The organism is Streptococcus sp. CCH5-D3 (assembly GCF_001556435.1).
In the GTDB taxonomy this organism is placed as follows: domain Bacteria; phylum Bacillota; class Bacilli; order Lactobacillales; family Streptococcaceae; genus Streptococcus.
The window spans coordinates 86,849-112,580 of sequence record NZ_LSIW01000060.1; the positions used below are offsets into that span (position 1 = coordinate 86,849).

27 protein-coding genes are annotated in these 25,732 nt (G+C 40.7%); 6 read left to right on the forward strand and 21 right to left on the reverse strand.

Translation table 11 applies throughout. From position 1 onward, the window contains the following. The 7 genes from AX662_RS04080 to AX662_RS04110 form a co-directional block, all read right to left on the reverse strand. Entirely contained in the window at positions 1–1,032 is a 1,032-nt protein-coding gene (locus AX662_RS04080) for a 3-deoxy-7-phosphoheptulonate synthase (RefSeq protein WP_060971690.1), read from the reverse strand. A gap of 84 nt (positions 1,033–1,116) precedes the next feature. Then, complete coding sequence (locus AX662_RS04085) at positions 1,117–2,148, reverse strand: 3-deoxy-7-phosphoheptulonate synthase (RefSeq protein ID WP_060971691.1); 1,032 nt, start codon at positions 2,146–2,148, stop codon at positions 1,117–1,119. Between the two features lie 18 nt (positions 2,149–2,166). Further along, entirely contained in the window at positions 2,167–4,716 is a 2,550-nt protein-coding gene (gene secA / locus AX662_RS04090; RefSeq protein WP_004183450.1) for a preprotein translocase subunit SecA, read from the reverse strand. A gap of 182 nt (positions 4,717–4,898) precedes the next feature. Continuing rightward, on the reverse strand, positions 4,899–5,243 hold the full coding sequence (locus AX662_RS10320) for a hypothetical protein (protein ID WP_082757393.1): 345 nt from the start codon (positions 5,241–5,243) through the stop codon (positions 4,899–4,901). A gap of 2 nt (positions 5,244–5,245) precedes the next feature. Further along, entirely contained in the window at positions 5,246–6,193 is a 948-nt protein-coding gene (gene manA, locus AX662_RS04100) for a mannose-6-phosphate isomerase, class I (protein ID WP_060971692.1), read from the reverse strand. 65 nt (positions 6,194–6,258) lie between these two features. Beyond that, complete coding sequence (gene scrK, locus AX662_RS04105) at positions 6,259–7,152, reverse strand: fructokinase ScrK (RefSeq protein WP_002891824.1); 894 nt, start codon at positions 7,150–7,152, stop codon at positions 6,259–6,261. Between the two features lie 182 nt (positions 7,153–7,334). Next, the gene (locus AX662_RS04110) at positions 7,335–9,236 is read right to left on the reverse strand and encodes a sucrose-specific PTS transporter subunit IIBC (protein ID WP_022496300.1); all 1,902 of its coding nucleotides are present in this window, start codon (positions 9,234–9,236) and stop codon (positions 7,335–7,337) included. Between the two features lie 188 nt (positions 9,237–9,424). Here AX662_RS04110 and AX662_RS04115 point away from each other — a divergent pair, with 188 nt between their 5' ends. Both AX662_RS04115 and AX662_RS04120 read left to right on the forward strand, forming a co-directional pair. Next, positions 9,425–10,867 carry a sucrose-6-phosphate hydrolase gene (locus AX662_RS04115; RefSeq protein WP_014635039.1) on the forward strand — a complete coding sequence of 481 codons (1,443 nt, stop codon included), beginning with the start codon at positions 9,425–9,427 and terminating at the stop codon, positions 10,865–10,867. Positions 10,868–10,875: 8 nt separating this feature from the next. Continuing rightward, positions 10,876–11,841 carry a LacI family DNA-binding transcriptional regulator gene (locus AX662_RS04120; RefSeq protein ID WP_060971693.1) on the forward strand — a complete coding sequence of 322 codons (966 nt, stop codon included), beginning with the start codon at positions 10,876–10,878 and terminating at the stop codon, positions 11,839–11,841. Positions 11,842–11,931: 90 nt separating this feature from the next. On the opposite strand, the gene nusB is transcribed toward AX662_RS04120, so the two are convergent. From nusB to uvrA, 11 genes are all read right to left on the reverse strand, one after another. Further along, the gene (nusB, locus tag AX662_RS04125) at positions 11,932–12,366 is read right to left on the reverse strand and encodes a transcription antitermination factor NusB (RefSeq protein WP_060971694.1); all 435 of its coding nucleotides are present in this window, start codon (positions 12,364–12,366) and stop codon (positions 11,932–11,934) included. Beyond that, positions 12,359–12,748: an Asp23/Gls24 family envelope stress response protein gene (locus AX662_RS04130; protein ID WP_002884704.1), complete on the reverse strand. Its 390-nt coding sequence runs from the start codon at positions 12,746–12,748 to the stop codon at positions 12,359–12,361. The genes nusB and AX662_RS04130 overlap by 8 nt, the downstream gene beginning before the upstream one ends. 70 nt (positions 12,749–12,818) lie before the next feature. Next, positions 12,819–13,379: an elongation factor P gene (efp, locus tag AX662_RS04135; protein WP_002891830.1), complete on the reverse strand. Its 561-nt coding sequence runs from the start codon at positions 13,377–13,379 to the stop codon at positions 12,819–12,821. 115 nt (positions 13,380–13,494) lie between these two features. Next, positions 13,495–13,950, reverse strand: a complete 456-nt coding sequence (locus AX662_RS04140; RefSeq protein WP_002884736.1) for a deoxycytidylate deaminase — start codon at positions 13,948–13,950, stop codon at positions 13,495–13,497. A gap of 18 nt (positions 13,951–13,968) precedes the next feature. Then, positions 13,969–15,030, reverse strand: a complete 1,062-nt coding sequence (locus AX662_RS04145; RefSeq protein WP_060971695.1) for a M24 family metallopeptidase — start codon at positions 15,028–15,030, stop codon at positions 13,969–13,971. Between the two features lie 132 nt (positions 15,031–15,162). Then, entirely contained in the window at positions 15,163–15,417 is a 255-nt protein-coding gene (locus tag AX662_RS04150) for a hypothetical protein (protein ID WP_231728412.1), read from the reverse strand. 70 nt (positions 15,418–15,487) lie between these two features. Further along, entirely contained in the window at positions 15,488–16,333 is an 846-nt protein-coding gene (locus AX662_RS04155; protein WP_060971697.1) for a thioredoxin family protein, read from the reverse strand. A 267-nt stretch (positions 16,334–16,600) separates the two neighbouring features. Then, complete coding sequence (locus AX662_RS04160; protein WP_037602602.1) at positions 16,601–16,801, reverse strand: hypothetical protein; 201 nt, start codon at positions 16,799–16,801, stop codon at positions 16,601–16,603. 36 nt (positions 16,802–16,837) lie between these two features. Next, positions 16,838–16,987 carry a hypothetical protein gene (locus tag AX662_RS10720; protein WP_171966959.1) on the reverse strand — a complete coding sequence of 50 codons (150 nt, stop codon included), beginning with the start codon at positions 16,985–16,987 and terminating at the stop codon, positions 16,838–16,840. A gap of 174 nt (positions 16,988–17,161) precedes the next feature. Further along, entirely contained in the window at positions 17,162–17,404 is a 243-nt protein-coding gene (locus AX662_RS04165; protein WP_037602605.1) for a DUF3923 family protein, read from the reverse strand. Positions 17,405–17,499: 95 nt separating this feature from the next. Then, the gene (uvrA, locus tag AX662_RS04170; protein ID WP_060971698.1) at positions 17,500–20,325 is read right to left on the reverse strand and encodes an excinuclease ABC subunit UvrA; all 2,826 of its coding nucleotides are present in this window, start codon (positions 20,323–20,325) and stop codon (positions 17,500–17,502) included. A 294-nt stretch (positions 20,326–20,619) separates the two neighbouring features. On the opposite strand from uvrA, the gene AX662_RS04175 reads away from it, so the two are divergent. The 3 genes from AX662_RS04175 (at position 20,620) to AX662_RS04185 (ending at position 23,302) form a co-directional block, all read left to right on the forward strand. Then, the gene (locus tag AX662_RS04175; protein WP_060971699.1) at positions 20,620–21,564 is read left to right on the forward strand and encodes a magnesium transporter CorA family protein; all 945 of its coding nucleotides are present in this window, start codon (positions 20,620–20,622) and stop codon (positions 21,562–21,564) included. Positions 21,565–21,632: 68 nt separating this feature from the next. Then, positions 21,633–22,304, forward strand: a complete 672-nt coding sequence (locus AX662_RS04180) for a DUF1129 domain-containing protein (protein ID WP_060971700.1) — start codon at positions 21,633–21,635, stop codon at positions 22,302–22,304. A 116-nt stretch (positions 22,305–22,420) separates the two neighbouring features. Beyond that, entirely contained in the window at positions 22,421–23,302 is an 882-nt protein-coding gene (locus AX662_RS04185; protein WP_060971701.1) for a DUF4300 family protein, read from the forward strand. 123 nt (positions 23,303–23,425) lie between these two features. Here the strand turns inward: AX662_RS04185 and rpsR are convergent, their stop codons facing one another. The 3 genes from rpsR to rpsF are packed head-to-tail and all read right to left on the reverse strand — an operon-like array spanning position 23,426 to position 24,527. Next, on the reverse strand, positions 23,426–23,665 hold the full coding sequence (gene rpsR / locus AX662_RS04190; RefSeq protein ID WP_000068665.1) for a 30S ribosomal protein S18: 240 nt from the start codon (positions 23,663–23,665) through the stop codon (positions 23,426–23,428). Positions 23,666–23,706: 41 nt separating this feature from the next. Continuing rightward, a complete protein-coding gene (locus tag AX662_RS04195) occupies positions 23,707–24,225 on the reverse strand; it encodes a single-stranded DNA-binding protein (protein WP_002891844.1) in 519 nt (172 codons plus the stop codon). A gap of 11 nt (positions 24,226–24,236) precedes the next feature. Next, on the reverse strand, positions 24,237–24,527 hold the full coding sequence (gene rpsF / locus AX662_RS04200; protein WP_003093185.1) for a 30S ribosomal protein S6: 291 nt from the start codon (positions 24,525–24,527) through the stop codon (positions 24,237–24,239). 203 nt (positions 24,528–24,730) lie between these two features. On the opposite strand from rpsF, the gene AX662_RS04205 reads away from it, so the two are divergent. Then, the gene (locus AX662_RS04205) at positions 24,731–25,684 is read left to right on the forward strand and encodes a hypothetical protein (RefSeq protein ID WP_060971702.1); all 954 of its coding nucleotides are present in this window, start codon (positions 24,731–24,733) and stop codon (positions 25,682–25,684) included. Positions 25,685–25,732: the final 48 nt, after the last annotated feature.

Consider the following 25,732-nt stretch of genomic DNA (forward strand, 5'->3'; position numbering starts at 1 on the left):
TTATAACGAAAGTCGATTGTGGATTTCACGAATAAGGCTATCAGTCTTATCCCAACCAAGACATGGATCTGTGATTGATTTACCGTAAACTTCAGGTGTGTCCTGACGACCATCCTCAAGGTAAGACTCAATCATAAATCCACGCACGGTATCCGCGATACGCTCATCCCACTCACGGTTAAGAAGGACTTCACGCACAATACGAACTTGTTCCATGAAGTTTTTACCAGAGTTATCATGGTTTGTATCGACAAGGATAAATGGATTTTCCAGATTAAGTGCACTATACTTGTCCAAAGCCTTAACCAAGTCCTCGTAATGGTAGTTGACAATGTTCTGACCATTTTCATTGTTGGCACCACGCAGGATAGCGTGAGCGAGTGGGTTACCATCTGTTTTAACTTCAGCACCATTGTAAAGGAAATGCTGTTGGTTCTGCGCCGCATAGATACCATTAAACATGACATTCAAATTCCCTGACGTTGGGTTCTTCAAGCCAATTGGCACATCAATACCTGAAGCTACAAAGCGGTGCTCTTGGTCCTCAACAGAACGTGCTCCAACAGCATGATAGCTAAGCAAATCATCAAAGAAGGAAAGATTTGACGGATAAAGCATCTCGTCAGCGATTGGAAGACCTGTTTCAGTAATAATACGTGACTGAAGGTGGCGAACTGCCTTAACCCCCTCAAGAAGGTCTACTTCTCCCTCTGCATCCGGTTGGTGGATAAGTCCCTTATAGCCATCCCCATTGGTACGTGGTTTAGCTGTATAAACACGCATAACAATAAAGATTTTGTCCTTCACTTCTTCCTGAAGTTTGGCCAAACGGTGAGCATAGTCAAGAACGGCTTCTTCATTATCAGATGAACATGGACCAATAACCAAGAGAAGACGTTTGTCCTCACCCTTGATAATTTTTGCCAAGGCCTCATCATTAGCCTGTTTAGTTACTAGAGCGTCTCCCGTAAGAGCGTGTAATTTCCTTACTTCCGCTACATCAATCAGCGGACTATTTTGATGAATTCCCATCTATTTCCCTCTCTTTGTGAAAAGAGAGCGAACCGCTTGGTCATCCAAACGGTTCACTCCCCATATATGGTTTCTGTTACCTTATTATTTTGACAAAGTATCGTGGATTTCACGAATCAATTCTTCTGTCTTATCCCAACCAAGACATGGGTCAGTGATTGATTTACCATAGACATCTGGCGCATCTTGACGGCCATCTTCAAGGTAAGATTCAATCATGAAACCACGTGCAACTTTGTTGATTTTTTCATTCCAGTCACGGTTAATCAAAGTTTGGCGAACGATACGGATTTGTTCCAAGTAACGTTTACCTGAGTTATCATGGTTTGTATCAATAACGATGAATGGATTCTCAAGGCCCATTTGTTCATAGTGTTCAATTGTTTCAAGCACATCATCATAGTAGAAGTTAGGTACGTTTTTACCATATTCATTCGTTGAACCACGAAGAATAACGTGTGCCAATGGGTTCCCTAGAGTTTCAACTTCTTCACCGTTAAAGAGGAAGTTTTGTTTGTTTTGTGCGGCGTAGATACCGTTAAACATCACGTTAAGGTTCCCTGATGTTGGATTCTTCATACCAGTTGGAACATCAATACCTGACGCAACAAAACGGTGTTGTTGGTCTTCTACAGAACGTGCACCAACGGCAATGTATGACACAAGGTCATCTACCAAAGGAAGATTTTCTGGGTAAAGCATTTCGTCAGCAGTTGTGATACCAGTTTCAGTGATAACACGGTAGTGAAGGTTACGCACAGCCTTGATACCGTTAATTAGGTTTGGTTTCCCTTCAGCATCAGGTTGGTGTACAAGTCCTTTATAGCCATCACCATTTGTACGAGGTTTAGCTGTATAGACACGCATAACCATAAAGACTTTATCTTTAACTTCTTCTTGAAGTTTAGCCAAACGGTGAGCATAATCAAGAACAGCTTCTTCATTATCAGATGAACATGGACCGATAACCAAAAGCGTACGGTCATCTTCACCCTTGATGATTGCTTCAAGCTCTTTATCACGAGCTTGTTTCTTGGCAAGAGCTTCACCTGTTAATGTAGTTGATTCTTTAACTGCATCAAAATCAATTTTTTCACTTACTGCTTTAAAAACCATAATAATTACCTATTTTTCCTAAAATTGTTTACGACCGTGACAATTTTTAAATTTCTTACCAGAGCCGCATGGACAGAAGTCATTACGACCAACCTTACTAAAGTCAATTTCTTGACCATTAGCATCTGCTTGGTGGGCCTGGATATTGCCTGTTGCTGTTGTCGAAACACGTTCATTCACATTTTCACGAGATTGTTCATGAATTTGTGCTTTCATCATTGTACGTGTCACATCATATTCAATTGCCCCAATCATATCTTGGAACATCTTGAACCCTTCAGATTGATACTCAACGATTGGGTTGTTTTGTGCATAACCACGCAAACCAACGGCATTACGTAATTGATCTAGGGCATCGATGTGGTCCGTCCACTTGTTATCAACAACCATCAAAATCAAGACTTTTTGGAATTCACGGATAGCTTCCTCTGAACGCAATTTCTTGATTTGACGATCATAAACATCATCTGCTAACTCATTCAAGTAAACTTTAATAGCATCATAATTAACACTACGTTTCGTTACCTCTCCCACTTCTTGTAAATCTTCAAGTGAGATGGCATTCTCAGGAACCAAAGCCTGACGAGCAAAGTTCAAAATACCTTTAAGAGCTTCCTCTTGATCATTGCGGCTGTGACCATCTACTGTACGGTTAATCGTACGCGTAATCATAGCCTTAATCTCAGGTTCAAGGTCACGTTCCGCTGTGATAACATCATAACGCTCAGCGTAGATGATTTCACGTTGTTCACGCATAACGTCATCGTACTGAAGGACTTGTTTACGAGTATCGTAGTTATTTCCTTCGACACGTTTTTGAGCCGCTTCCACTTGGCGTGTCAACATACGTGATTTGATAACAATATCTTCATCATCAGCATTCAAACGTTCCAAGACTTGTTTGATACGATCAGAACCGAAACGACGCATCAATTCGTCTTCAAGTGAAAGGTAGAATTGAGATTCCCCTGGGTCCCCTTGACGTCCCGCACGACCACGCAACTGGTTATCGATACGACGGCTTTCGTGACGCTCTGTACCAATGACACAGAGTCCACCAAGGTCAAGAACACCTTCACCAAGTTTGATGTCGGTACCACGACCGGCCATGTTGGTCGCAATCGTAACGGCACCACGTTGACCCGCATTCATGATAATATGCGCTTCTTTTTCGTGGTTCTTGGCATTAAGCACTTCATGAGGAATACCTGCTTCAACCAACATCTTAGAAATCAAGTCAGATGTTTCAACGGCAACCGTACCAACAAGGACTGGCTGTCCCTTTTCATAACGACGTTTAACATCTTGTACCACAGCGCGGAATTTAGCATCCAAGGTAGGGTAAAGAAGGTCATCGTGGTCAATACGTTGAATTGGACGGTTAGTTGGAATCGGAATGATTCGCATGTTGTAAATTTCACGGAATTCATCTTCCTCAGTTTTACCAGTACCAGTCATCCCTGACAATTTCTTGTACATACGGAACATATTTTGGTAAGTGATTGAGGCAGATGTCTTCGTTTCTTCTTGAACTGGCACACCTTCTTTTGCCTCAATGGCTTGGTGGAGCCCATCTGAGAAACGACGTCCTTCCATGGTACGACCTGTAAATTGGTCAACGATAAGAATTTCTTGCTCAGGACTGACCACATAGTCAATATCATGCAACATGATGTAGTTGGCACGAAGGGCGTTGTCAATATAGTGAGTCAAGGCAACATTGTCAATATCGTATAAGTTGTCCAAGTTGAAGAATTCTTCAGCCTTGTCAATACCTGAGTCATTCAAACCAATCGTTTTTGTTGGAATATCAATGGCATAATCATCCTCTGTCAAGGTCTTAACAAAGGCATCCGCACGGTGATATAACTGATTAGTTTCTGAACTTACAGGACCTGATACAATCAATGGTGTACGAGCTTCGTCGATAAGAACTGAGTCAACCTCATCGACCAAGGCATAGTTCAATGGACGTTGTACCATGTTTTCCTTACGAACAACCATGTTATCACGAAGATAGTCGAAACCTACCTCTGAGTTGGTTGAGTAAGTGATGTCACAGTTATAAGCTTCACGTTTTTCAGCTGGTGATTTGGCTGAAAGGTTAATCCCTACTGACAAACCAAGCCAACTATAAAGCTCACCCATTTCAGTCGCATCACGCTCTGAAAGGTATTCGTTAACGGTGATAACGTGCACACCTTCACCTGAAATAGCATTTAGGTAAACAGGCATTGTCGCAGTCAGGGTTTTCCCTTCCCCTGTACGCATCTCTGGGACGTCACCATGGTGAAGAACAATACCACCCATGATTTGCACACGATATGGGAAAAGTCCAAGAACACGTTTTGCCCCTTCACGAACAACTGCAAATGCCTCTGGCAAGAGTTGGTCTAGACTTTCTCCGTTTTGATATCGTTTTTTAAATTCTTCTGTTTTTGCCTGAAGTTCTTCATCTGAAAGAGCCGCCATTGCATCAGCATAGCTCTCGACTTTCTTGGCAGTTTTTTCTAGTTTCTTAATTTCGCCTTTATCATTTTCAATGATTTTGCGTAATATATTTGCCATCTTTTTTCCTTTCGACAGTCTTTATCTCCATATTTTACCACAAAAGCCCCCTTTAAACAAGAAATCACTCAAGGATTGACAAAGAAAAAAGCCCTAGTTTAAGGGCTTTCACAATGGATTTACAAATAAACGAAAACTTTTTTATTAGATTCACTGAAAATATCGACAATAATGCTTTAAAACTACTTCTTAGAGTTCTCTTGGCTCTCTAGGATATCCTCAAAATCATGCAAGAGATTTTCAAAAGCCTGCTCAAAGAAGGCATGGTCGGTGCCGCTATAGGCCTTCATTATCATAGGGCTAGCTTCAAAATCAACGTAGAATTGATAGTCCAAGACACCATTTTTCCAGTAAAATTTGATGCTAGGGGAGGCCGTTTTTTCACCGCACATCCCAGGAATGGCCCGTTGTAAGCCATAAATGTGGTCTCCATAGTCTTTTAGACGATAGTAAGCTCCCTCAAAATAATAGGATTTGCCGATTTCAATACACTCAAATAGTGTAGCTAAAACTTTTTCATTACTCATACTTAAGCCTCGTTAGGGTGACTGACAATCATCTCCAATTGTCCATCAATTTCCCAATCTGTCACATCATTTGGAAGAATGAAGTGATCACCTTTTTTTAGACAATAAATGCGTGAATCGATAGTCATAGTCCCATTGCCAGAAAGTACCGAACAAAGCAAATAAGGAGCTGATTGCTTGAAGTCAACCAAGCCACTGAGCTTCCATTTATATACGGTGAAGAAGGAGTTTGATGTCAAACAAGTCGACTCTAATTGCAAGGTCTTAACAGTTGCTGGGACGCTATTTTCTGGGTCCCCTAAATTCAAGACATCAAGAGACTGTTGAATATGAAGCTCACGTTTATTGCCCTGATCATCCCTACGATCAAAATCATAGACACGGTAAGTGGTATCGCTAGATTGTTGAGTTTCTAAGATAAGGATACCTGGACCAATAGCATGCATGGTACCACTTGGTACAAAGAAAAAGTCACCTTTCTTAACAGGAGTTTTCGACAAAAGTCCGTCCCAATCACCTGCTTCAATTAAGGACGCCAATTCTTCCTTGGTCTTAGCCTTGTGACCATAAATAATCTCTGCACCCTCTTCAGCATCAATAATATACCAACATTCTGTCTTTCCTAGCTCACCTTCATGCTCTAGTCCATAAGCATCATCAGGGTGTACTTGTACTGAGAGCCAGTCATTAGCGTCCAAAATCTTTGTCAACAAAGGAAAAACACTAGTCTTGGGATTTCCAAAAAGTTCTGGTTTATCCTTGTAAAGCTCTGCCAGGTGGAAACCAGCATACTTCCCGTTTTTGACATAGGATACACCATTAGGATGGGCAGAAATTGCCCAGTATTCACCAGTATGTTCACTGGGAATATCGTAACCAAACTCTGTCTTAAGTCGATTACCTCCCCAGATTTTTTCATGCATTGGCGAATCTAAAAATAAAGGTTCCATTACATCCTCCTGTATAGAGCAAAACGCCTTAAGATCATGTCTTAAAGCGATTTTACATATTTTGCTTATTTGCGTGAGTGTTTGTCAGCTACATCTTTGGCAAGTGCAAAGTTACCAAGTGTCGCAGAGCCATTACCTGAAACAGCAGGTGTCACAATATACTCAGTCACGTCTGGCACTGGAAGGTAACCATTCAAAAGAGCTGTGAATTTTTCACGGACACGACGAAGCATGTGTTCTTGTCCCATAACACCACCCCCAAAGACGATAACTTCTGGACGGTAGAGCACAGTTGCCTGGACAGCAGCTTGAGCAATGTAGTAAGCTTGAACATCCCAAACCTCAGAATTTTGCTCAATCAATTCACCACGAATACCTGTACGGGCTTCAAGTGATGGACCAGCAGCCAAACCTTCCAAACATCCGCGGTGGAATGGACAAGTTCCGTTAAATTCATTGGAAACATCATTTGGGTGAAGAGGTACATATACGTGACCAGCTTCAGTGTGACCCATACCACCAATGAACTCACCATTTTGAATAGCACCGGCTCCAATACCAGTTCCGATAGTGTAGTAAACAAGACTCTTAACACCTTTACGAACAAGTGTCTCACCATAAGCAGATGAGTTAACATCAGTCGTAAAGTAGAAAGGAATATTAAACTCTTTAGCAATCAAACCAAGAAGGTCGACATTTGACCAATGTGGTTTTGGTGTTGAAGTCACAAAACCATATGTTTCAGAGTTTGGATCAACATCAATTGGTCCAAATGAACCAATTGCAATTCCAGCCAATTGATCTTCATAACGTTTGAAAAATTCAATCGTACGGTCAATTGTTTCGTAAGGTGTAGTTGTTGGGAATTGAGTTTTTTCAACGACTTGGAATTTCTCATCGCCAACAGCACAAACAAATTTTGTACCACCAGCTTCCAAGCTTCCGTAAAGTTTAGCCATAGGTAAAGCTATCTCCTTTTGTAATCAATAAATAACTATTTTATACTATTATAAAGAAAAGCTAGGCAAAAGACAATCTAAATGAGACCTTGTTCAAGGAGGCACAGACTGCTCTGCTTCACACTTATCTTTATGAGCCATTTAACTAAAAAAGCCGAATTGGCTTCGACTTTCCTAGCTTATTATTTAACTGCGATGAAGTCTGCACCTTCAGCAACCGAACCAGTCGCTACTGATGAAACATCTTCGAAGTCTGCAGTGTTTGTAACGATAACCATAGTTGTATCGTCAAGACCTGCTTCAGTGATTACTGAGCTATCGAAGGTAGCCAAGACATCACCTTTTTTAATACGTTGATTTGCTTGAACTTTAGCATCAAATCCTTTACCGTCAAGTGAGACAGTATCGATACCGATGTGGATAAGCACTTCAGCACCTTTATCAGATTTAAGACCGTAAGCGTGACCTGTTGGGAAGGCGATTTGTACTTCGCCATCAAATGGTGCAACTACTTGGTTACCTGAAGGTTTGATAGCGGCACCTTTACCCATGGCTCCTGATGAGAAGACTGGATCATTAACATTTTCCAAAGCTACAACTTCACCTTTAAGTGGAGCAGCGATTGTTTCAGCTTGCAATGCAACTGGAGCTGATTCTGCAGATGCAATATCTTCAGCAACAACTTCTTTTTGAGCTTCAACTTCTTCCTCTTTGTAACCGAAGATCCAAGTAAGAGCGAAACCAAGAGCAAGTGTTACAAGTACCATAAGAACATATTTAAGTACTTGACCGTTAAGGTAAAGAAGTGTACCAGGAACGATTGTTACACCAAATCCTGTACCAGCAAGGTTAAGGATTGATGCCAACCAACCACCAGCAGCACCGGCAATAAGACCCATGATAAATGGTTTACCGAAACGAAGGTTAACCCCGAAGATAGCTGGTTCAGTGATACCAAGTACCGCTGAAAGAGTTGCAGGGAAAGCAAGTGCTTTCAATTTAGCATCTTTAGTTTTAACACCCACTGCAAGTGTCGCACCAGCTTGGGCAGTCATAGCAGCTGTGATGATAGCGTTAAGTGGGTCTTTACCAGTATTAGCAATGAGGTTAGCTTCAAGCAAGTTAAAGACGTGGTGAACCCCTGTAACGACGATAACTTGGTGAACTCCACCAAGAACAAGACCAGCAAGACCAAATGGCAAGTTAAGAATCCATTCTGTAGCAGCAAGAACATAGCTTTCAACAGTATGGAAGACAGGGCCAATGATAAAGAGGGCCAAAGCTGACATTACTGCGAAGACGATAAGTGGACGCAAGAGAAGGTCAAGAACGTCTGGAACCCATTTACGAACCCATTGCTCGAACTTAGCACCAAGCAAACCTACGAAGAAGGCTGGAAGCACTGAGTTTTGGTAACCTACTACTGGAATAAAATCAAAGAAGTAAATTGGTTTAGCAGCACCTGATGCAACATCCCAAGCGTTAGGAAGGGCGTTGTTAACCATCATCAAACCAAGAACCAAACCAAGAAGTGGTGAACCACCAAATACGTTAAAGGCTGACCAACAAATCAAGGCTGGGAAGAAGGCGAAGGCTGTATCTGTCAATACAACTGTGTAAGTATAGAAATCAGTAGCAGCAAAAGCTTTTGATGTTGTACCGAACAAACCAAGAACTGTATCGTTATTGATTGCTCCACGGATACCCATGAAAAGACCAGTCGCTACGATTGCTGGAAGCAATGGAACGAAAACGTCACCGAATGAACGGATAGCACGTTGGAACCAGTTACCTTGTTTAGCAGCTTCTGCTTTTTGTTCGTCTTTAGATGCTGTTGGAAGACCTTGAGCAACGACTTCGTCGTAAATCTTGTTAACAGTACCTGTACCAAAAATCATTTGGTATTGACCTGAGTTAAAGAAAGCACCTTGAACTTTTTCAATGTTCTCAGCCTTTTCTTTATTGATTTTGTTTTCATCTTTGACCATCACACGTAGACGAGTCGCACAGTGAGCAACACTGTTGACGTTTTCACGTCCACCGAGGGCATCGATGACTTCTTTTGCAATTTGTTTGTTATCCATTTGCAAAATTCTCCTTAATAAAATTTGGTATGAAAGCGTTTAGCTTTTCTTTACGATAACTATTTTAGCATCTTTCTGCCATATGTCAACCGTTTAGCATATTTTTTTATTTTTTGTTATAAATCGTTGATTTTTATAGGTAAAACGTTTACTATATTATTAACAAATAGATTAGGAGATTACTAAATATGAATCTACCAACAGAAGTTCGTTACCGTCCATACGCAGATTGGACAGACGAAGAAAAAACAAAGATTAGAGAAAATGTCGCTAAATCACCTTGGCGTGCAAGTTACCATATCGAACCAGAAACAGGGCTTCTTAATGATCCAAACGGTTTTTCTTACTTTAATGGTAAGTTCCAACTTTTCTACCAAAGTTGGCCATTTGGAGCTGCTCATGGTTTGAAACAATGGGTGCATACTGAAACTGAAGATTTGGTTCACTTTACAGAAACTGGTGTCAAACTCTTGCCAGACCATGAAAATGATAGCCACGGTGCCTACTCAGGTTCTGCTTATCAAATCGGTGATAAACTCTTTATCTTCTATACTGGGAACGTTCGTGATGAAAACTGGATTCGTGACCCACGTCAAATCGGCGCTTGGATGGATAAAGACGGCAAAATCGAAAAATTCGACAAGGTTCTTATCAAACAACCTGCTGACGCTACTGGGCACTTCCGTGACCCTCAAATCTTCGATTACAAGGGACAATTCTACGCTATCGTAGGTGCTCAAAACCACGATAAACAAGGTTATATCAAACTTTACAAGGCAGTAGACAATGATGTCGAAAACTGGGTTGAGGTTGGTAATCTTGACTTTGGTGGCACTGGGTCAGAGTACATGATTGAGTGTCCTAACCTTGTCTTTGTAGATGGCAAACCTGTTCTTCTTTATAGCCCACAAGGTCTCGATAAAGCTGAACTTGACTACGGTAACATCTACCCTAACACTTATAAGATTTTCCAAGATTTCGACACAGAAAAACCTGCCCTCGTTGATGGCACACCAATTATCAACTTGGACTACGGATTTGAAGCATATGCAACTCAAGGCTTTAATACTCCAGATGGTCGTGCCCTTATTGTCAGCTGGATCGGTCTTCCAGATGTGGACTATCCAACTGACAAATACGACTACCAAGGGGCTATGAGCTTGGTTAAAGAATTGTCTATTAAAGATGGCAAACTCTACCAATATCCAGTCGAAGCCATTACAAGCTTACGTGCTAGCCAAGAAGATTTCTCTGAAAAAACGGCAACAACTAACACTTACGAGCTTGAACTTAACTTTGAAGCTAACACTCAAACAGAACTTGTCCTCTTCGCAGACCAAGAAGGAAATGGCTTGTCACTTACAGTTGATACTGAAAACGGAAAAGTTATCCTTGACCGTTCTAAAGCTGGTGAACAATATGCGACTGACTTTGGCACAAGTCGTGAATGTACTCTTGATGCCGGTCAAGCTGCAACAGCAAACATCTTTGTAGACAATTCAATCGTTGAAATTTTCTTCAACAAAGGTGAAAAAGTCTTCACTAGCCGCGTCTTCCCAAGTGCAGAACAAACTGGTATCAAAGTGACATCAGGGAACGTTTCTGGACACTACTTCGACTTGAAATACTAAGGTGATTTATGGTCGCAAAGCTTACTGACGTTGCCGAACTGGCTGGTGTGAGCCCAACCACAGTTTCTCGCGTCATAAACAAAAAGGGCTACCTCTCACAGAAGACCATTGACAAAGTTCACGCTGCTATGCAAGAACTCAACTATAAACCTAATAATTTAGCTCGAGGTCTTCAAGGAAAGTCGGCCAAACTTGTTGGCTTGATTTTCCCAAATATCTCCAATGTCTTTTATGCTGAGCTTATTGAACGTCTTGAAGATGAACTCTTTAAGCAAGGCTATAAAACCATCATTTGTAACAGTGAGCATGATCCTAACAAGGAAAAGGACTATTTGGAGATGCTTGCCGCCAATCAATGTGATGGCATCATCTCGTCTAGCCACAATCTTGGCATTGAGGATTATGAGAAGGTTGAAGCTCCCATCGTTGCCTTCGACCGTAATCTCGCCCCAAAGATTCCTATCGTTTCATCTGACAACTTTGAAGGTGGGAAGTTAGCCGCAAGAGCTCTGGTTAAAGCTGGTTGTCAACGAATTGTCATGATTACAGGTTATGATAATTCGGATTCTCCAACAGGACTCCGTCAACTAGGTTTTAATTATGAGTTGGACAAAAAAGGTATTATCTGTCCCGTTCCAAACGATTTGTCTCTCATGCGACGAGAATTAGAAATCAAATCTATCATTTCTCGTGAAAAGCCAGATGGCATCTTTGTTTCGGACGATTTAACAGCTATCTTGGTTATGAAGGTAGTTAGACAATTGGGACTTTCTATCCCAGATGACCTAAAAATCATCGGTTATGACGGTACCGCCTTTATCCGTCACTTCTACCCAGAGTTAGCAACTATCCAACAACCTTTGGATGAAATTGCTAAGCTTTGTGTCGAAATTCTTCTCAAGAAAATTAAAGGCAAAACAGTTAATCGTGATTATGTACTTCCAGTGAGTCTGATTGCTGGTGGCAGTATATAAATGAAAGTCGCAAGAAATCTCCGCTTGCGACTTTTTTCTTGTTACATTTGTAGAAAAAAAGAAGTTGAAACAACGCTCAACTTCTTTTGCTTATGCTTCATCTGTCACAAACTGACTAAGTACACCATTAATGAACTTAGCAGATGTTTCATCAGAATATTTTTTAGCGATTTCAATGATTTCGTTAATAGCTACACGTCCTGGTGTTTCTTCAAATGACGTGATTTCATAAAGTCCCAAACGAAGGAGAGTACGATCTGTCACAATCAAACGTGAGAGGCTCCAACCCTCTTTCAACTTTTCTTCAATTTGACTATCAAGTTGGGCCAACTCTTCACGGACACCTGTTACTAGGCTAAGGAGAAAGGCTGGTACATCAACTTCAGTTTCTTCGTCAATTGGCTTGTCATAAGTGTAAACGAAATGTGCTTGTTCCAGAGCTTCTCCACCAAATTCAAGGGCAAAAAGCGTTTGAAAAGCACGCTCACGAAGGTCACGACGTGAATCTTTAAAGATATTAGTCATTCAAAAAATCCTCGTTAAACAATTCAGCCAAGTCTGGTTTTTGTGACTTTTCAGTAACAATAGATTCAACGTGAACATTGACTTCTGAAATTGCCACTTCTGCCATATCATAGACAGCTGCTTTAACAGCCTTTTGAATTTCAATTGAAACCGCTGGTACGTTAACCCCATACTGAAGTGAGACGTAGATATCAGCATTTACAGTACCATCTTCTTCTGTTCGGAGGTAAACACCACGTCCCAAGCTTGTTTTGCTGAGACTATCCGTAACATTTTTATTTTGAAGGGCGTAAACACCTTCCACTTTAGTTGCAGCGATACCTGTAATCACTTCGAGCACGCGAGGGGCAATTACAATTTCACCGATATTTTCTGTAGTCATCGCATGTTTCCTTTCCGTTAGTTTGGAAAATAAAGCCTTCAAACCAGTGGTTTGAAAGACTTAGTTGGGCTTAGGCACGTGATACGTAAGTACCTTCAGCTGTGTTGATAACCAATTTTTGACCAGCTTCGATAAAGTCTGGAACGTTAACCACAAGACCAGTTTCAAGTGTTGCAGGTTTACCTGAACCTGTAACTGTTGCACCTTTGATTGATGGTTGTGTTTCAGTAACAGTCAATTCAACAGTTGTTGGAACTTGAACACCAATAACTTCTGTTCCGTAGAATTGGATTTTTACGTCTGAGTTTTCAAGGATAAATTTCAATTCTTCTTGAACGTTGGCTACTGGGATTTCATATTGGTCATATGTTTCAGTGTTCATGAAGTATGCAGTATCATCCATTTGGTACAAGTATTGTGCTGGTACTGTTTCGATGATTGCTTGTTCAAATTTTTCTTCTGGACGATAGCTAGTATCAAAAGTTGAACCTGAACGAACATCACGCAATTTCATACGCATGATTGTGTTACCTTTACCAGGTTTGTGGTGGCTAGCTTCAAGAACTTTGATCAATTTGCCATCGTTAGTTACGAAAGTCATACCCGCACGGAGTTTACTTGCTTCAATCATTATTAAATACCTCTTTGTAAAAAATTATTATCAGTTTATTCTACCATAAATGATAGCATGGCTCAAATGTTTTATAGATTCAAGCCCAATCCTCAGGCTTTTTTCAAAGAACAAACTAGTCATCCATTCCTAAGTGAACCTCTGGAACATCATGTTGCAAATAAGAAACGCCTTTTTGTTCCATCAATTCAATCGCAAAGGGATGGGGCCTATAATTGGCCTTGTATGTAATCTTAACAATACCAGCTTGCAAGAGAGCTTTGGTGCAGTTGATACAAGGAAAATGAGTCACATAAATCTCTGTATTTTTGGTAGAAATCCCCTCTTTGGCACATTGGATAAGGGCATTCATCTCTGCGTGTACCGTACGAATACAATGACCATCTTCCATATAGTGGCCTACTTCGTTACAGTTATCAGTCTCAGAAACTCCGCCGTTATAACCTGTAGCGATAATACGCTTGTCCTTGACTAAAACAGCTCCAACAAAGGCACGGTCACACGTAGAGCGCTTAGAAATCAGCTCTGCATTAGCCATAAAATAATCTTGCCAAGATAAACGGTTTGGCATAAAGTATTCCTCCAAATCTTAGAGAACAATCAATTCCTTAGGCGCAAGGGTAATCAATTCACAACCATTTTCTGTGATAATGATGTCATCTTCGATACGAACACCGTATTTATCAGCCAAATAAACACCTGGCTCGTCCGTCAAGACCATACCAGCTTCGATAGTCTCATCAGAGTTACCAAAGTAAGGAATCTCGTGAATGTCAAGACCGATACCATGTCCAATACCATGTGTAAAGTAGTCACCGTAGCCCGCTTCGACAATAACCTCACGCGCAACCTTATCATAGTCACGACGTGTCATACCAGCCTTAGCTGCGTCAATCAAGGCCTGGTTAGAACGTAGAACGATATCATAAATTTCACGCTCCTCATCAGTGGTGTCACCAATATGGATAGTACGAGTCATATCGCTAACGTAGTGGTTGTAGTAGCAACCAAAGTCCATCGTTAAGGTTTCACCAGATTGGATAACCTTTTCTGAAGCAACCCCATGAGGCATAGCAGAACGGTAACCTGAAGCAATGATAGACTCAAAGGAAACCCCTGAAGCTCCGTACTCACGCATACGGAAATCTAGGAAGTTTGCCACTTGTAGTTCTGTTGTTTGACCTGGTTTAATAAAATCAAGTACATCTGTAAAGGCACGGTCTGAGATAGAACAAGCCTTACGGATAGTTGCCAATTCTTTTTCGTCCTTAATCATACGCAACTCTTCCATGAAGTTGCTTTGTGGTGATAAAGTGTAGCCTTCAAAAATCGCTTGAAGACCTTGATAGTAAGCAAATGATACCTGATTATCAAATCCGATTGTTTCCAGTTTATCAGCCTCGATAATTTTAACAATATCCTTAAGTGGGTCCTTACTTTCGATAATATCAAAGCCATGCACGGATTGTTTGGCAATGAGGGTATAACGTGAATCGGTTAAGAAGAGGCGACGATTCTTAGTAATGAAGACAGTCGCATTTGTCCCCCAGAAATCTGTCAAATAATAGATATTTTTTTGTCCTGTCACCAACAAGGCATCAAGGCCTGATTGGGCAAGTTTGGCATCAAATCGTTCAAGTCTACGTTGCATTATAAATTACTCCTTTGGTATTTTAGGTTAATTATACCAAATTTTCAGATTTTAAAGGATTAAATTGACATTTTAGATTGTTTTTTTGAGGTCATAAAGAAAAAGCCAGATCAAACTCTGACTTTATTAGCATTACACAAAGGCTCGCTTTTCGTAGATAGTTGGCATAAAAATGAGCAAAACCGTAGTCCAAACAAACAAAACAAAGGCTTCGCGAAGATTAAAGAACCCTTGACCACTAGTAAAGACTGCTCGCATAAAACTAAATGGCACATAAGTCATCAGCTTAGTCATGGTATCCCCTAAACTAGCCAAATAGAGCGTGAAGAAAGTCATTCCTGTTACTCCAAAATAAGCCGTTACAAAGGCCGTTAAGGTATTCTTCACAAACAAGACAAGCAAAGAAGAAATCATATTTGATAAGTTCTTTTATTTCTCCAACTTAGAAAATAGTCTGTTAGATAAATTTCCCTAAAAGACTTATAAGCAGATCTGTTAGATTCCTAAAAACTTGCTTAATTTGAGACATTAGGCTAGTAACAGACCCTTCAGTATGATTAATTACATCCTTATCACTATCCTTGATAGTATCTTCAGAAGAGGACTCAGGTAAGGGATTTTCCACCTTCTCTACTATTCCTGTTCCCTCTGGTGTCTCTGTTTTCTCAGTATCTTCCTTGAAAACAGCCTGATAAATAGCTTGGGCATCTGGAGCACTGCCAAGATAGCCAGAAACCAATTGACCATTTTTGAGACGAATGACACTTGGAGTCCCTGGAATTCCTAGCTTATCAAATAGTATTTTACGAGACTCACGGTCCAACTGATCTGAATCTGTATTGTAATAAAGAAGCTGACCATCAATCAGGGTATTGAAATCCTTCAAAACTGGAGAATTTTGACGACAATAGTAGCAGGTTGGCCGGCCAACATAAAGGATATGGTCCCCGCCATCTTCAGTCAACATATTTGTGACATCACTATAAGAGACTGGCTTCAGGTTTTCAAGATTCTTTTCATAAGTTTCAACCGAGACCTCTTCGGACCTTACTTCTGTCTCAACCACTCCTGTCTGTGATGATTGAGGAAGAGAATTTTCCTTTGTCTCACTAATAGATTCAACTTTCTTAGCTACCTGTTGAGAAGCTGTTTCAGAAGAAACTTCCACATTCTCAACAGAATTATTGGATAATTCGACTGTAGATTCCTTAACATCTAACTCATCCGCTGCTCCACTAAGCACCGCTAACTGGCAAGTACCTAAAACAAAACTCGCCATCAAAATAAATTGTATTTTCTTCATGTATTCTCCTTATTTGTTTACTGTGTTACATCTTACTTTTTACCAATTAACAAAAGCAATGGTACCATGACACTAATTACCATGTTCCTCTCCTTTTTCTATTTATATTAATATTTTAGCCACTAAGTCCAAGCTATGACTTCATTATAAGAGCTTAACGAAATAAAAAATAGTGACATAGATGTCACTATTCCATAGGATTAAAGATAAAAAGAAAAGGCTAAGCAAATAAACTCAACCTAAGACTATAATAATCAGCAGAGACAATCATTTCTCCTTATCCTTACTCGCTACTCTAAGCGCAAACAAAGAAAAAGCTAGTGAAAAAGTTGACCAGACGAGACAATGGTCAATAAAAGCAACACCTTCGGTGAAACTTAGTGTAGCATTTATGATCACAATAAATAGCCAGACAATCACGATAACAATGCTTAAACTTCTAATAAGATTATTCTTCTGTTTATCCATACTCCTCTTTCCCATATCTGGTGCTCATGGTAACTTCTAATCGCCATAAGGAGGTCTTCTTTTCAACCACCATTTGTTCCAACCCAATCGTTCAGGTAAGGTTTGAGGTTTAGATACAAAACCACCCCCTGTAACATTTTCTAAGGTTTCAGCATTGAGCTCTTCACCATATGCCTTAGTTCGCATTCTTATTTCTCCTTTCTTTTCAAAAATAAATACAGCAATAACCACTTGGACTATACAAAGATTTAGTCGTCTTGGAGACCTAGTGGATTTGGGTATAAGGTCATTATAAGTTCTCCCTTTTCAAAAAAATAGTGACATAAATGTCACTACCACTGAACACAAAAAGACAGGCCTTTATAAGACCTGTTCCAAAACTTGTTTATTTCTACGGTGTTTCAGAATAAGATAAAAAATTACTTCAAAAAGGAGAAAACTAAAATAAATTCCTAAAACATAAAGCAAAGTTTCCCATTTATCTGTTGCTGATTGAAAATGGCCGTGATGATCCACTGTACGAATACTAATTAAAAGACAAATATCTAGAAATAAGGCTAGAAGAATACCATTAAATCCTATAAAAAAACGCTTTTTAACCATAGTCTGGCTCCTGTATCTTTTTTCTTAACCATAGAATAGCAAACTCAACTTAAACCAGCCTAAAGCAAAAAAAGACTCAGAGAGCCCTTTTTCCTTTATGTCAATTTTTCTTTCAAATATTGTCCTGTGTAGCTTTCCGGAACGGCTGCTACCTCTTCTGGAGTCCCTGTAGCAACGATAGTACCTCCACCGACACCGCCTTCAGGACCCAAATCGATGATATGGTCTGCGGTCTTGATAACATCCAGATTGTGCTCAATCACGAGAACAGTGTTGCCATCATCCGCAAAACGCTGAAGCACCTTCAAAAGACGAGCAATGTCATCTGTATGGAGACCCGTCGTCGGTTCATCCAGAATGTAGAAGGACTTCCCAGTAGAGCGTTTGTGCAACTCACTAGCTAGTTTCATACGTTGAGCCTCACCACCTGATAGGGTTGTTGCTGGTTGTCCCAAGGTCACATACCCAAGTCCTACATCTTTGATAGTCTGCACCTTACGAGCAATCTTAGGAATAGCCGCAAAGAAGTCAACTGCGTCATCAACTGTCATATCCAAAATTTCAGCAATATTTTTCCCCTTATAGCGAACTTCTAAGGTCTCAGAATTATAGCGTGTGCCATGACAAACCTCACAAGGGACATAAACATCAGGCAAGAAATGCATCTCAATCTTGATAATACCATCACCAGAGCAGGCTTCACAACGGCCACCCTTGACATTGAAAGAGAAACGTCCCTTCTTGTAACCGCGAATCTTGGCCTCATTGGTTTGGGCAAAAAGATCACGAATATCGTCAAAAACGCCTGTATAAGTCGCTGGATTAGAACGAGGTGTACGCCCAATTGGACTTTGGTCAATATCAATCAAACGCTCGATATGCTCGATTCCTGACACTGATTTGTGTTTACCAGGTTTCTCACTATTGCGATTGAGCTCTTGGGCAATCTTTTTCTTGAGAATTCCGTTAACCAAAGTCGATTTTCCCGAACCAGAAACACCAGTGACTGCAATCAACTTTCCAAGTGGAAACTTGACAGATACATTCTTCAGGTTATTCTCGCTAGCACCTTTAACCTCTATAAAACGACCATTACCTACACGACGTTCCAGAGGAACAGGAATTGATTTTGCACCTGACAGATATTGCCCGGTGATTGAATTCTTGTTCTTAGCAACTTCCTCTGGGGTTCCTGAGGCCATGATTTGACCACCAAAAGCACCAGCACCAGGTCCCACATCAATAAGCCAGTCAGCCTCACGCATAGTATCTTCATCATGCTCCACCACAATCAGGGTATTGCCCAAGTCACGCATCTTTTTAAGACTTGATATCAAGCGATCATTGTCACGCTGATGAAGCCCAATAGAAGGCTCATCCAAAACATATAGGACTCCAGAAAGGTTAGAGCCAATCTGTGTCGCCAAACGGATACGCTGACTCTCACCCCCAGAAAGGGTTCCGGCCATACGAGAGAGGGTCAAATAATTAAGACCTACATTATTAAGGAAAGTCAAGCGATCCTTGATTTCCTTGATAATTGGACGGGCAATCATTCCTTCATTTTCACCTAATTCCAGACTATCAATTTCCTGAAGATGATCTGAAATAGACAAATCAGAGATTTGACCAATATTTAGGCCATTCTCACCACCAACACGAACCGAGAGAGCTGCTTCGTTAAGACGATAGCCATGACAAGTTGGACATGACAACTCATTCATATAACCTCGCATGACATTGCGAGTGAAATCACTATTGGTCTCGTGGTAGCGACGATTAATATTAGTCACAACCCCTTCAAAAGGAATGTCAATATCACGCACCCCACCAAAATCATTAACATAATGGAAGTGGAATTCGCGGTCCCCAGATCCATAGAGGATCAAATCCTGTTCTTCTTTTTTCAGATTTTCAAATGGTGTATCCATATCCACGCCGAACTGCTCCATGGCCTGCTCAAGCATAGCTGGATAATAGTTGGATGATATAGGATTCCAAGGCGCCAGAGCACCTTCACGCAAGGTTTTACTAGCATCAGGGATAACCAAATCCATATCAACTTCCAGTTTATTACCCAAACCGTCACAGGTCGGACAAGAGCCAAACGGTGCATTGAATGAAAAGAGACGCGGCTCCAACTCTGGCACTGTGAAGCCACAAACTGGACAAGAATAATGCTCTGAGTAAAGCAACTCATTATCATCCATAGTATCCACAATCAAGTAGCCATCTGCTAAACGAAGGGCCGCCTCCACCGAATCAAAGAGACGACTACGGATACCCTCCTTATTCACCAAGCGGTCCACAACCACTTCGATATTATGCATCTTAGACTTAGACAACTCTGGCACTTCTGTGACATCGTAAATCTCACCATCTACACGAACACGAACATAACCGTCCTTTTGTACACGCTCAAAAACGGCCTTGTGTTGCCCTTTTCTACGACGAACAATCGGCGCTAAAATCTGCATACGTGTACGCTCTGGAAGGGCTAGAACCTCGTCAACAATCTGTTCCACAGAGGACGACTGAATGGCTCCATGACCATTAGGACAATAGGGGACACCCACACGCGCATAAAGGAGACGAAGATAGTCATTAATCTCCGTTGCTGTCCCTACAGTCGAACGAGGGTTTTTGCTTGTTGTTTTCTGATCAATGGAGATGGCAGGACTCAAACCATCAATCGAGTCCACATCAGGTTTCTCCATATTACCCAAAAACTGACGAGCATAAGCCGAGAGACTTTCAACATAACGACGTTGCCCCTCTGCATAGATGGTATCAAAGGCCAAGGAAGACTTCCCAGAACCTGACAAACCCGTAACCACTACCAGTTTATCACGTGGAATCTCCACATCGATATTTTTTAAATTGTGAGCTCTTGCTCCATGAATCACTAACTTATCTTGCATATTTTAAGAGACCCTAACCCAGAAGCTACGGCCACTCCTTTCTACAGACGGATGGAAAATCCATCCCGACTTTCTCTCATATTATAACAAAATTTCAATTTATCCAGCCCAAAAATGTTTCAAATGTAGTATAATATTGGAGTGTCTAAAAAAGGCAAGGAACATCGTCCCAAGCCTCATTTGACATCACTAAAAAAAGCTAAGAGCAGTGTTTATTTTACTTAAAAGCGATTGTAAAAATCCTTTTGTAATCAAGGCGCTAGCGCTTACCTAATGACAAAGGAGGGGTTCCCATTGAAACAAATGTTCTTATCCACCGGAAAAGAATTCAAAGAAATTGAAACATTCGAGCCTGGTGCTTGGATTCATTTGGTGAACCCTTCCCAAGAAGAAGCCATGAAGGTCGCAGAACGTTTTAACATTGATATTCAAGACCTCCGTGCCCCTCTGGACGTGGAAGAAACATCACGTATCGATGTCGAAGATGACTACACCCTGATTCTGGTCGACGTCCCAACCCAAGAAGAGCGTAATAACAAAAGCTACTACGTCACTATTCCATTGGGTATCATCGTTACCGATGAGGTGGTTGTTACAACCTGTCTCGAGGACATCAGCCTCATGGACAACTTCCTCAACCACCGTGTACGTAACTTCTACACCTTTATGAAGACTCGTTTTGTCTTTCAGATTCTCTATCGCAATGCTCAACTTTACCTTACCGCCCTACGTTCTATCGACCGTCAGAGTGATAAATTGGAAGCTCAGTTGGAAAATGCGACAAAAAACGAGCACTTGATTGACATGATGGAATTGGAAAAATCCATTGTCTACCTAAAAGCCTCGCTTAAGATGAATGAGCGAATTGTCAAAAAGCTAACAGGTAACGCCTCTAGCTTGAAGAAATATATCGAGGACGAGGATCTCCTGGAAGATACGCTGGTCGAAACCCAACAGGCCATTGAGATGGCAGGCATCTATGAAAATGTCTTGAATGCCATGGCTGAAACCGCTGCTTCTATCATCGGCAACAACCAGAACACTATCATGAAGACACTCGCTCTCATGACTATGGCTCTGGACATCCCAACCGTTATCTTCTCCGCCTACGGCATGAACTTTAAAAATAATTCTATGCCTCTAAACGATTTAGATAATGCCTTTTGGGTTATCTTTTTCATCGCAGCCTTCGGGTCATCCTGCGTTGTTATCTACTTTATCAGGAAAAAATGGTTCTAACATAGAGCCTCTTCTTATCCCTAAACTACAAAACTAAAAAATAATACTATTTATCGAAAGGTCATCTCATGGACATCCAAAAACTCACCAAGAAAAACCAAGAATTTATCCACATCGCAACTAACCAACTCATCAAAGATGGTAAATCAGACCAAGAAATCAAAGACATTCTTGGCGATATTATTCCTGAACTTATCGAAAACCAGAAAAAAGGAATCACAGGACGTGGACTCCTTGGTGCTCCAACTGTTTGGGCAGCTAGCTTCTCCCCTGAAAAACACCAACAACCTGAAACTGGTGAACCGAACAAAGAAGTACCAGAAACAGACAAAACACCTTGGAAAATGTGGCTTGATACCTCACTCTTCCTTCTAGCCATCGTTGCAATCATGAACGCAATCTTTGGTTTCTCAGGTACACAAACCAGCTACGGCCTCACAACCCTTCTTTCAGTGTCATTCATTGGAGGCCTTGCTATGTATACCCCTTATCACTACATCTACCGTCACAATAACAAACCAAAAGAAGAACGTCCAAAATGGTGGTTCAGCATGACCATCATCACTCTCTCTTTTATTGCATGGTTTGCCCTCTTTAGTCTTACAGCCCTTCTTCCAAGCTACCTCAACCCTGGTCTTTCACCAATTGTAATCCTTATCATTGGTGTCATCGCTGGTGTTGCCAAATACTTCTTCAAACGTCACTACAACGTTCAAAGTACTTACGCACCTGCATCTTAATCAATCTCAACTCCAAGCACCCAGAAGGGTGCTTTTTTACGTCAGAAATCTTGACACAGTTGGTTGTTCTATACTAAAATGTTAAAGTTAATAGACAAAAGAAAGAAATCCAATAGATGCGTATCAAATTCCCTCTACTAATCATTGCTTGCTGCCTATTACTTATGGCATGCAGCCACAAGAATACTCAGAAAAACTATCAAGCTTACTATAGTTTCAACAACGTGACGACTCCCACTCAAGAAAAACAGCTAGCCAAAGCCTTAAAAAGCAAAGGCATCCCGACCAAAGACTGGGATAATCTAGCCCCTTATATTACTCGTTACAATCAGGAAAATACAAACCTTCAGCCAGTTGTCAAAAAATGGACCAAAAGTAAAATCGGCAAAGATCAAAACCAATTCGTCACCTTCCTTAATGAAAAAACTTTTGAAGAGAATAAATCACACTTTACTGACGACTTAAACTGTCGACGAACATCTTTCCTCCTTCTTCACGACCTTATTACAAGCTCAGAGGACCTCACCAAATTAGAACTCCCCCTTCAAAACGAATTTATAGATCTTAAGTCACACCACAAAGAGTTAACTGCCAAGGATCAAGCTCTCTACAATCTCCTTTTTGGTGATAATATCAGCTATCAGTCTACAGACGATCTCCTTAAAGCTTGGAAAAAAGCTGGACTCAAGTTTCCAGAGAAGGTTAAACTCCTATCGGTCTTTCAAAATAGCCCTGGTGATGTCAGCAATTTCCACACGGCTATAGCTTACGAAAAAGACGGCACTATCTATGTCTTTGAAAAACAGGACCCTACACTTCCTTACAGGTGGAGTCGCTTCAACAATTGGGCAGACATCAAAACACACTGGTTATCCAACCGCTTCAAGGTCTTCAAAGACAATGTCGATATCCTCGTTAACGACCAAAAATTTGATGATTTCTTAGAAAACACACTCTATATACCACAAAACAACCAACTAGCTCCTCAAGATAAATGAGAAGACCAGTTGGTTTTTCTTTTTCTCTAAAGTATAAAATAAAACTCAGCACACAAGCCTAAAAATAACAAAAAACTACAAAATCAAGGCATAAAAAAACACCCTCAGTCGAGGGTATTATTTTTAGTCTTCGTTTACGTAAGGCATAAGTGCCATAACGCGAGCGCGTTTAATCGCTGTTGTTACTTTACGTTGGTTTTTAGCTGAAGTTCCTGTTACACGACGTGGAAGAATTTTACCACGTTCTGAAACGAAACGGCTAAGAAGCTCAGTATCTTTGTAATCAACATATTCGATTTTGTTAGCTGCGATGTAATCAACTTTTTTACGGCGTTTGAATCCGCCACGACGTTGTTGAGCCATGTTTATTTCTCCTTTATATATTTAATTCGTTTTGTCCATTCTTAGAATGGGAGATCGTCATCTGAAATATCCATTGGATTTGAATTACCAAATGGACTCTCATCACGACCGAAGTTTGGTGTAGATTGCGCAGGTTGTGATCCACCAAATGAACCACCAGTTGAAGCTCCACCACCGAATGAATTTGAATTATCAAATCCTCCAGCGTTGTAAGAACCACCACTGTGACCTTCACGTGCCGCACGGCTTTCCAACATTTGGAAATTATCAGCGACAACTTCAGTTACGTAAACACGTTGACCTTGTTGATTTTCATAGTTACGAGTCTGAATACGACCTGTAATTCCAATCAATGCGCCTTTCTTAGCCCAGTTAGCCAAATTTTCAGCTTGCTGGCGCCAGATAACACAGTTAATAAAGTCTGTTTCACGTTCACCATTAGCACCCTTGAAGTTACGGTTAACCGCAAGGCTGAATGTTGCAACAGCAACGTTACTTGGTGTATAACGAAGTTCCGCATCACGGGTCATGCGACCAACGAGTACGACATTATTAATCATAATTTACCTTCTTACGCGTCAAGTTTAACGATCATGTGACGAAGAATGTCACCGTTGATTTTTGAAAGACGGTCGAACTCGTTAAGAGCTGCATCGTCGTTTGCTTCAACGTTAACAACGTGGTAAAGTCCTTCACGGAAATCTTGGATTTCGTATGCAAGACGACGTTTTTCCCAATCTTTTGATTCAACAACAGTTGCACCGTTGTCAGTCAAGATAGAATCGAAACGTGCTACCAAAGCGTTTTTAGCTTCTTCTTCAATGTTTGGACGAATGATATAAAGAATTTCGTATTTAGCCATTGATATTTTCCTCCTCTTTTGGTCTAATGACTCATGGTCTTTCGCCACGAGTAAGTGAGGTGCACTCACAAGATATAATTCTACCAAAGTTTGAAGGATAATGCAAGGGAAAAGTGAATAGATAGAAATTTGAATCGCTAAGAAAAAAATTGAGCCTTATGAGTCGTCTTTTCTCCGACCAAACTTCATGTTAAAATAAGAGAATGCTTTATCATAAAAAGAAATTAGGAGAAAAACTAGGGCTTCCAACCTTTAACCACTACTATAATATTCCTATTACTTCCCTAGAATATGATTTAAAAAACTTAGGTCCGAGTGACGTCTACATTATAACTTTCAAACAGGACAATAACCTCTTTGTTGTTGACATAACACATCAGCTTGGTCATACCAGTCATTTTGATACCGTCTCCCTCTTTGAACTAGACAAGCTCTTATCTGGTATCGCTGCTGTTCCTTTAGCCGCTGTCCAAAACATACAAATCTTGTCCTTTCCAGACAAGTTACACTCTCTGAACCCTAGTCAACGTCTAAAAAATCTCGTTGCTCTTTACTACAAGGATGCAGAAATCATGCGTTACCTCAAGACGACTAAAAATACCGGTGATCAGGTGACAAGATATCAATTAGAGGCTGAACGACTAGAAAGACAAGGTAAGAGTTTTGACTTCTTCAAGTACGTCAGCCATGGCAAAATACGAGAAGAAGACGGTCTATCGGAAGTGTCTAGCAAGGACTACGACTTCATTCCTGATTTTCACCCCTTCTTAACCTCACCAAGAAGCCAGCAGGTTTTAAGCGTACCAGTAACCTACTTTGATGACAAAACGAAACAGACCGCCAAAATAGACATCATGGGGTGGTATATCAAGGACCAGCAACTTAAGATTCGTTGGAAACCCAAATACATGCGCAAACGTCGATGGCGCTCATCACGTATCTCAGTTGATATCGTGACCGACAACTACTTCTTCCAAGGACAAATCTATAGAGACAGTAGTGCCCCCATATTTCTGAACAACCTAAACTTCGATAGTAAAATTCCTAAGAGTTTCCTACCGCATCTTAAAAATCAATACCAAATCTTTACGACTCTAGTAAAAGAACAAAAAAGGCTTGCTCTCCTACGGAAGGTTCGGTTGAACAAAAAGGACTAAGAGTCTCTCACTAAAATCCACTAATATTCAACATATCAAAAAGCTCAT

Coding starts and splice junctions, on each gene's coding strand:
- AX662_RS04080 (WP_060971690.1), bottom strand. CDS start 1,032: ATGGGAATTCATCAAAATAGTCCGCTGATTGATGTAGCGGAAGTAAGG.
- AX662_RS04085 (WP_060971691.1), bottom strand. CDS start 2,148: ATGGTTTTTAAAGCAGTAAGTGAAAAAATTGATTTTGATGCAGTTAAA.
- secA (WP_004183450.1), bottom strand. CDS start 4,716: ATGGCAAATATATTACGCAAAATCATTGAAAATGATAAAGGCGAAATT.
- AX662_RS10320 (WP_082757393.1), bottom strand. CDS start 5,243: ATGAGTAATGAAAAAGTTTTAGCTACACTATTTGAGTGTATTGAAATC.
- manA (WP_060971692.1), bottom strand. CDS start 6,193: ATGGAACCTTTATTTTTAGATTCGCCAATGCATGAAAAAATCTGGGGA.
- scrK (WP_002891824.1), bottom strand. CDS start 7,152: ATGGCTAAACTTTACGGAAGCTTGGAAGCTGGTGGTACAAAATTTGTT.
- AX662_RS04110 (WP_022496300.1), bottom strand. CDS start 9,236: ATGGATAACAAACAAATTGCAAAAGAAGTCATCGATGCCCTCGGTGGA.
- AX662_RS04115 (WP_014635039.1), top strand. CDS start 9,425: ATGAATCTACCAACAGAAGTTCGTTACCGTCCATACGCAGATTGGACA.
- AX662_RS04120 (WP_060971693.1), top strand. CDS start 10,876: ATGGTCGCAAAGCTTACTGACGTTGCCGAACTGGCTGGTGTGAGCCCA.
- nusB (WP_060971694.1), bottom strand. CDS start 12,366: ATGACTAATATCTTTAAAGATTCACGTCGTGACCTTCGTGAGCGTGCT.
- AX662_RS04130 (WP_002884704.1), bottom strand. CDS start 12,748: ATGACTACAGAAAATATCGGTGAAATTGTAATTGCCCCTCGCGTGCTC.
- efp (WP_002891830.1), bottom strand. CDS start 13,379: ATGATTGAAGCAAGTAAACTCCGTGCGGGTATGACTTTCGTAACTAAC.
- AX662_RS04140 (WP_002884736.1), bottom strand. CDS start 13,950: ATGCCAAACCGTTTATCTTGGCAAGATTATTTTATGGCTAATGCAGAG.
- AX662_RS04145 (WP_060971695.1), bottom strand. CDS start 15,030: ATGCAACGTAGACTTGAACGATTTGATGCCAAACTTGCCCAATCAGGC.
- AX662_RS04155 (WP_060971697.1), bottom strand. CDS start 16,333: ATGAAGAAAATACAATTTATTTTGATGGCGAGTTTTGTTTTAGGTACT.
- AX662_RS04160 (WP_037602602.1), bottom strand. CDS start 16,801: ATGGATAAACAGAAGAATAATCTTATTAGAAGTTTAAGCATTGTTATC.
- AX662_RS10720 (WP_171966959.1), bottom strand. CDS start 16,987: ATGCGAACTAAGGCATATGGTGAAGAGCTCAATGCTGAAACCTTAGAA.
- AX662_RS04165 (WP_037602605.1), bottom strand. CDS start 17,404: ATGGTTAAAAAGCGTTTTTTTATAGGATTTAATGGTATTCTTCTAGCC.
- uvrA (WP_060971698.1), bottom strand. CDS start 20,325: ATGCAAGATAAGTTAGTGATTCATGGAGCAAGAGCTCACAATTTAAAA.
- AX662_RS04180 (WP_060971700.1), top strand. CDS start 21,633: ATGGACATCCAAAAACTCACCAAGAAAAACCAAGAATTTATCCACATC.
- AX662_RS04185 (WP_060971701.1), top strand. CDS start 22,421: ATGCGTATCAAATTCCCTCTACTAATCATTGCTTGCTGCCTATTACTT.
- rpsR (WP_000068665.1), bottom strand. CDS start 23,665: ATGGCTCAACAACGTCGTGGCGGATTCAAACGCCGTAAAAAAGTTGAT.
- AX662_RS04195 (WP_002891844.1), bottom strand. CDS start 24,225: ATGATTAATAATGTCGTACTCGTTGGTCGCATGACCCGTGATGCGGAA.
- rpsF (WP_003093185.1), bottom strand. CDS start 24,527: ATGGCTAAATACGAAATTCTTTATATCATTCGTCCAAACATTGAAGAA.
- AX662_RS04205 (WP_060971702.1), top strand. CDS start 24,731: ATGCTTTATCATAAAAAGAAATTAGGAGAAAAACTAGGGCTTCCAACC.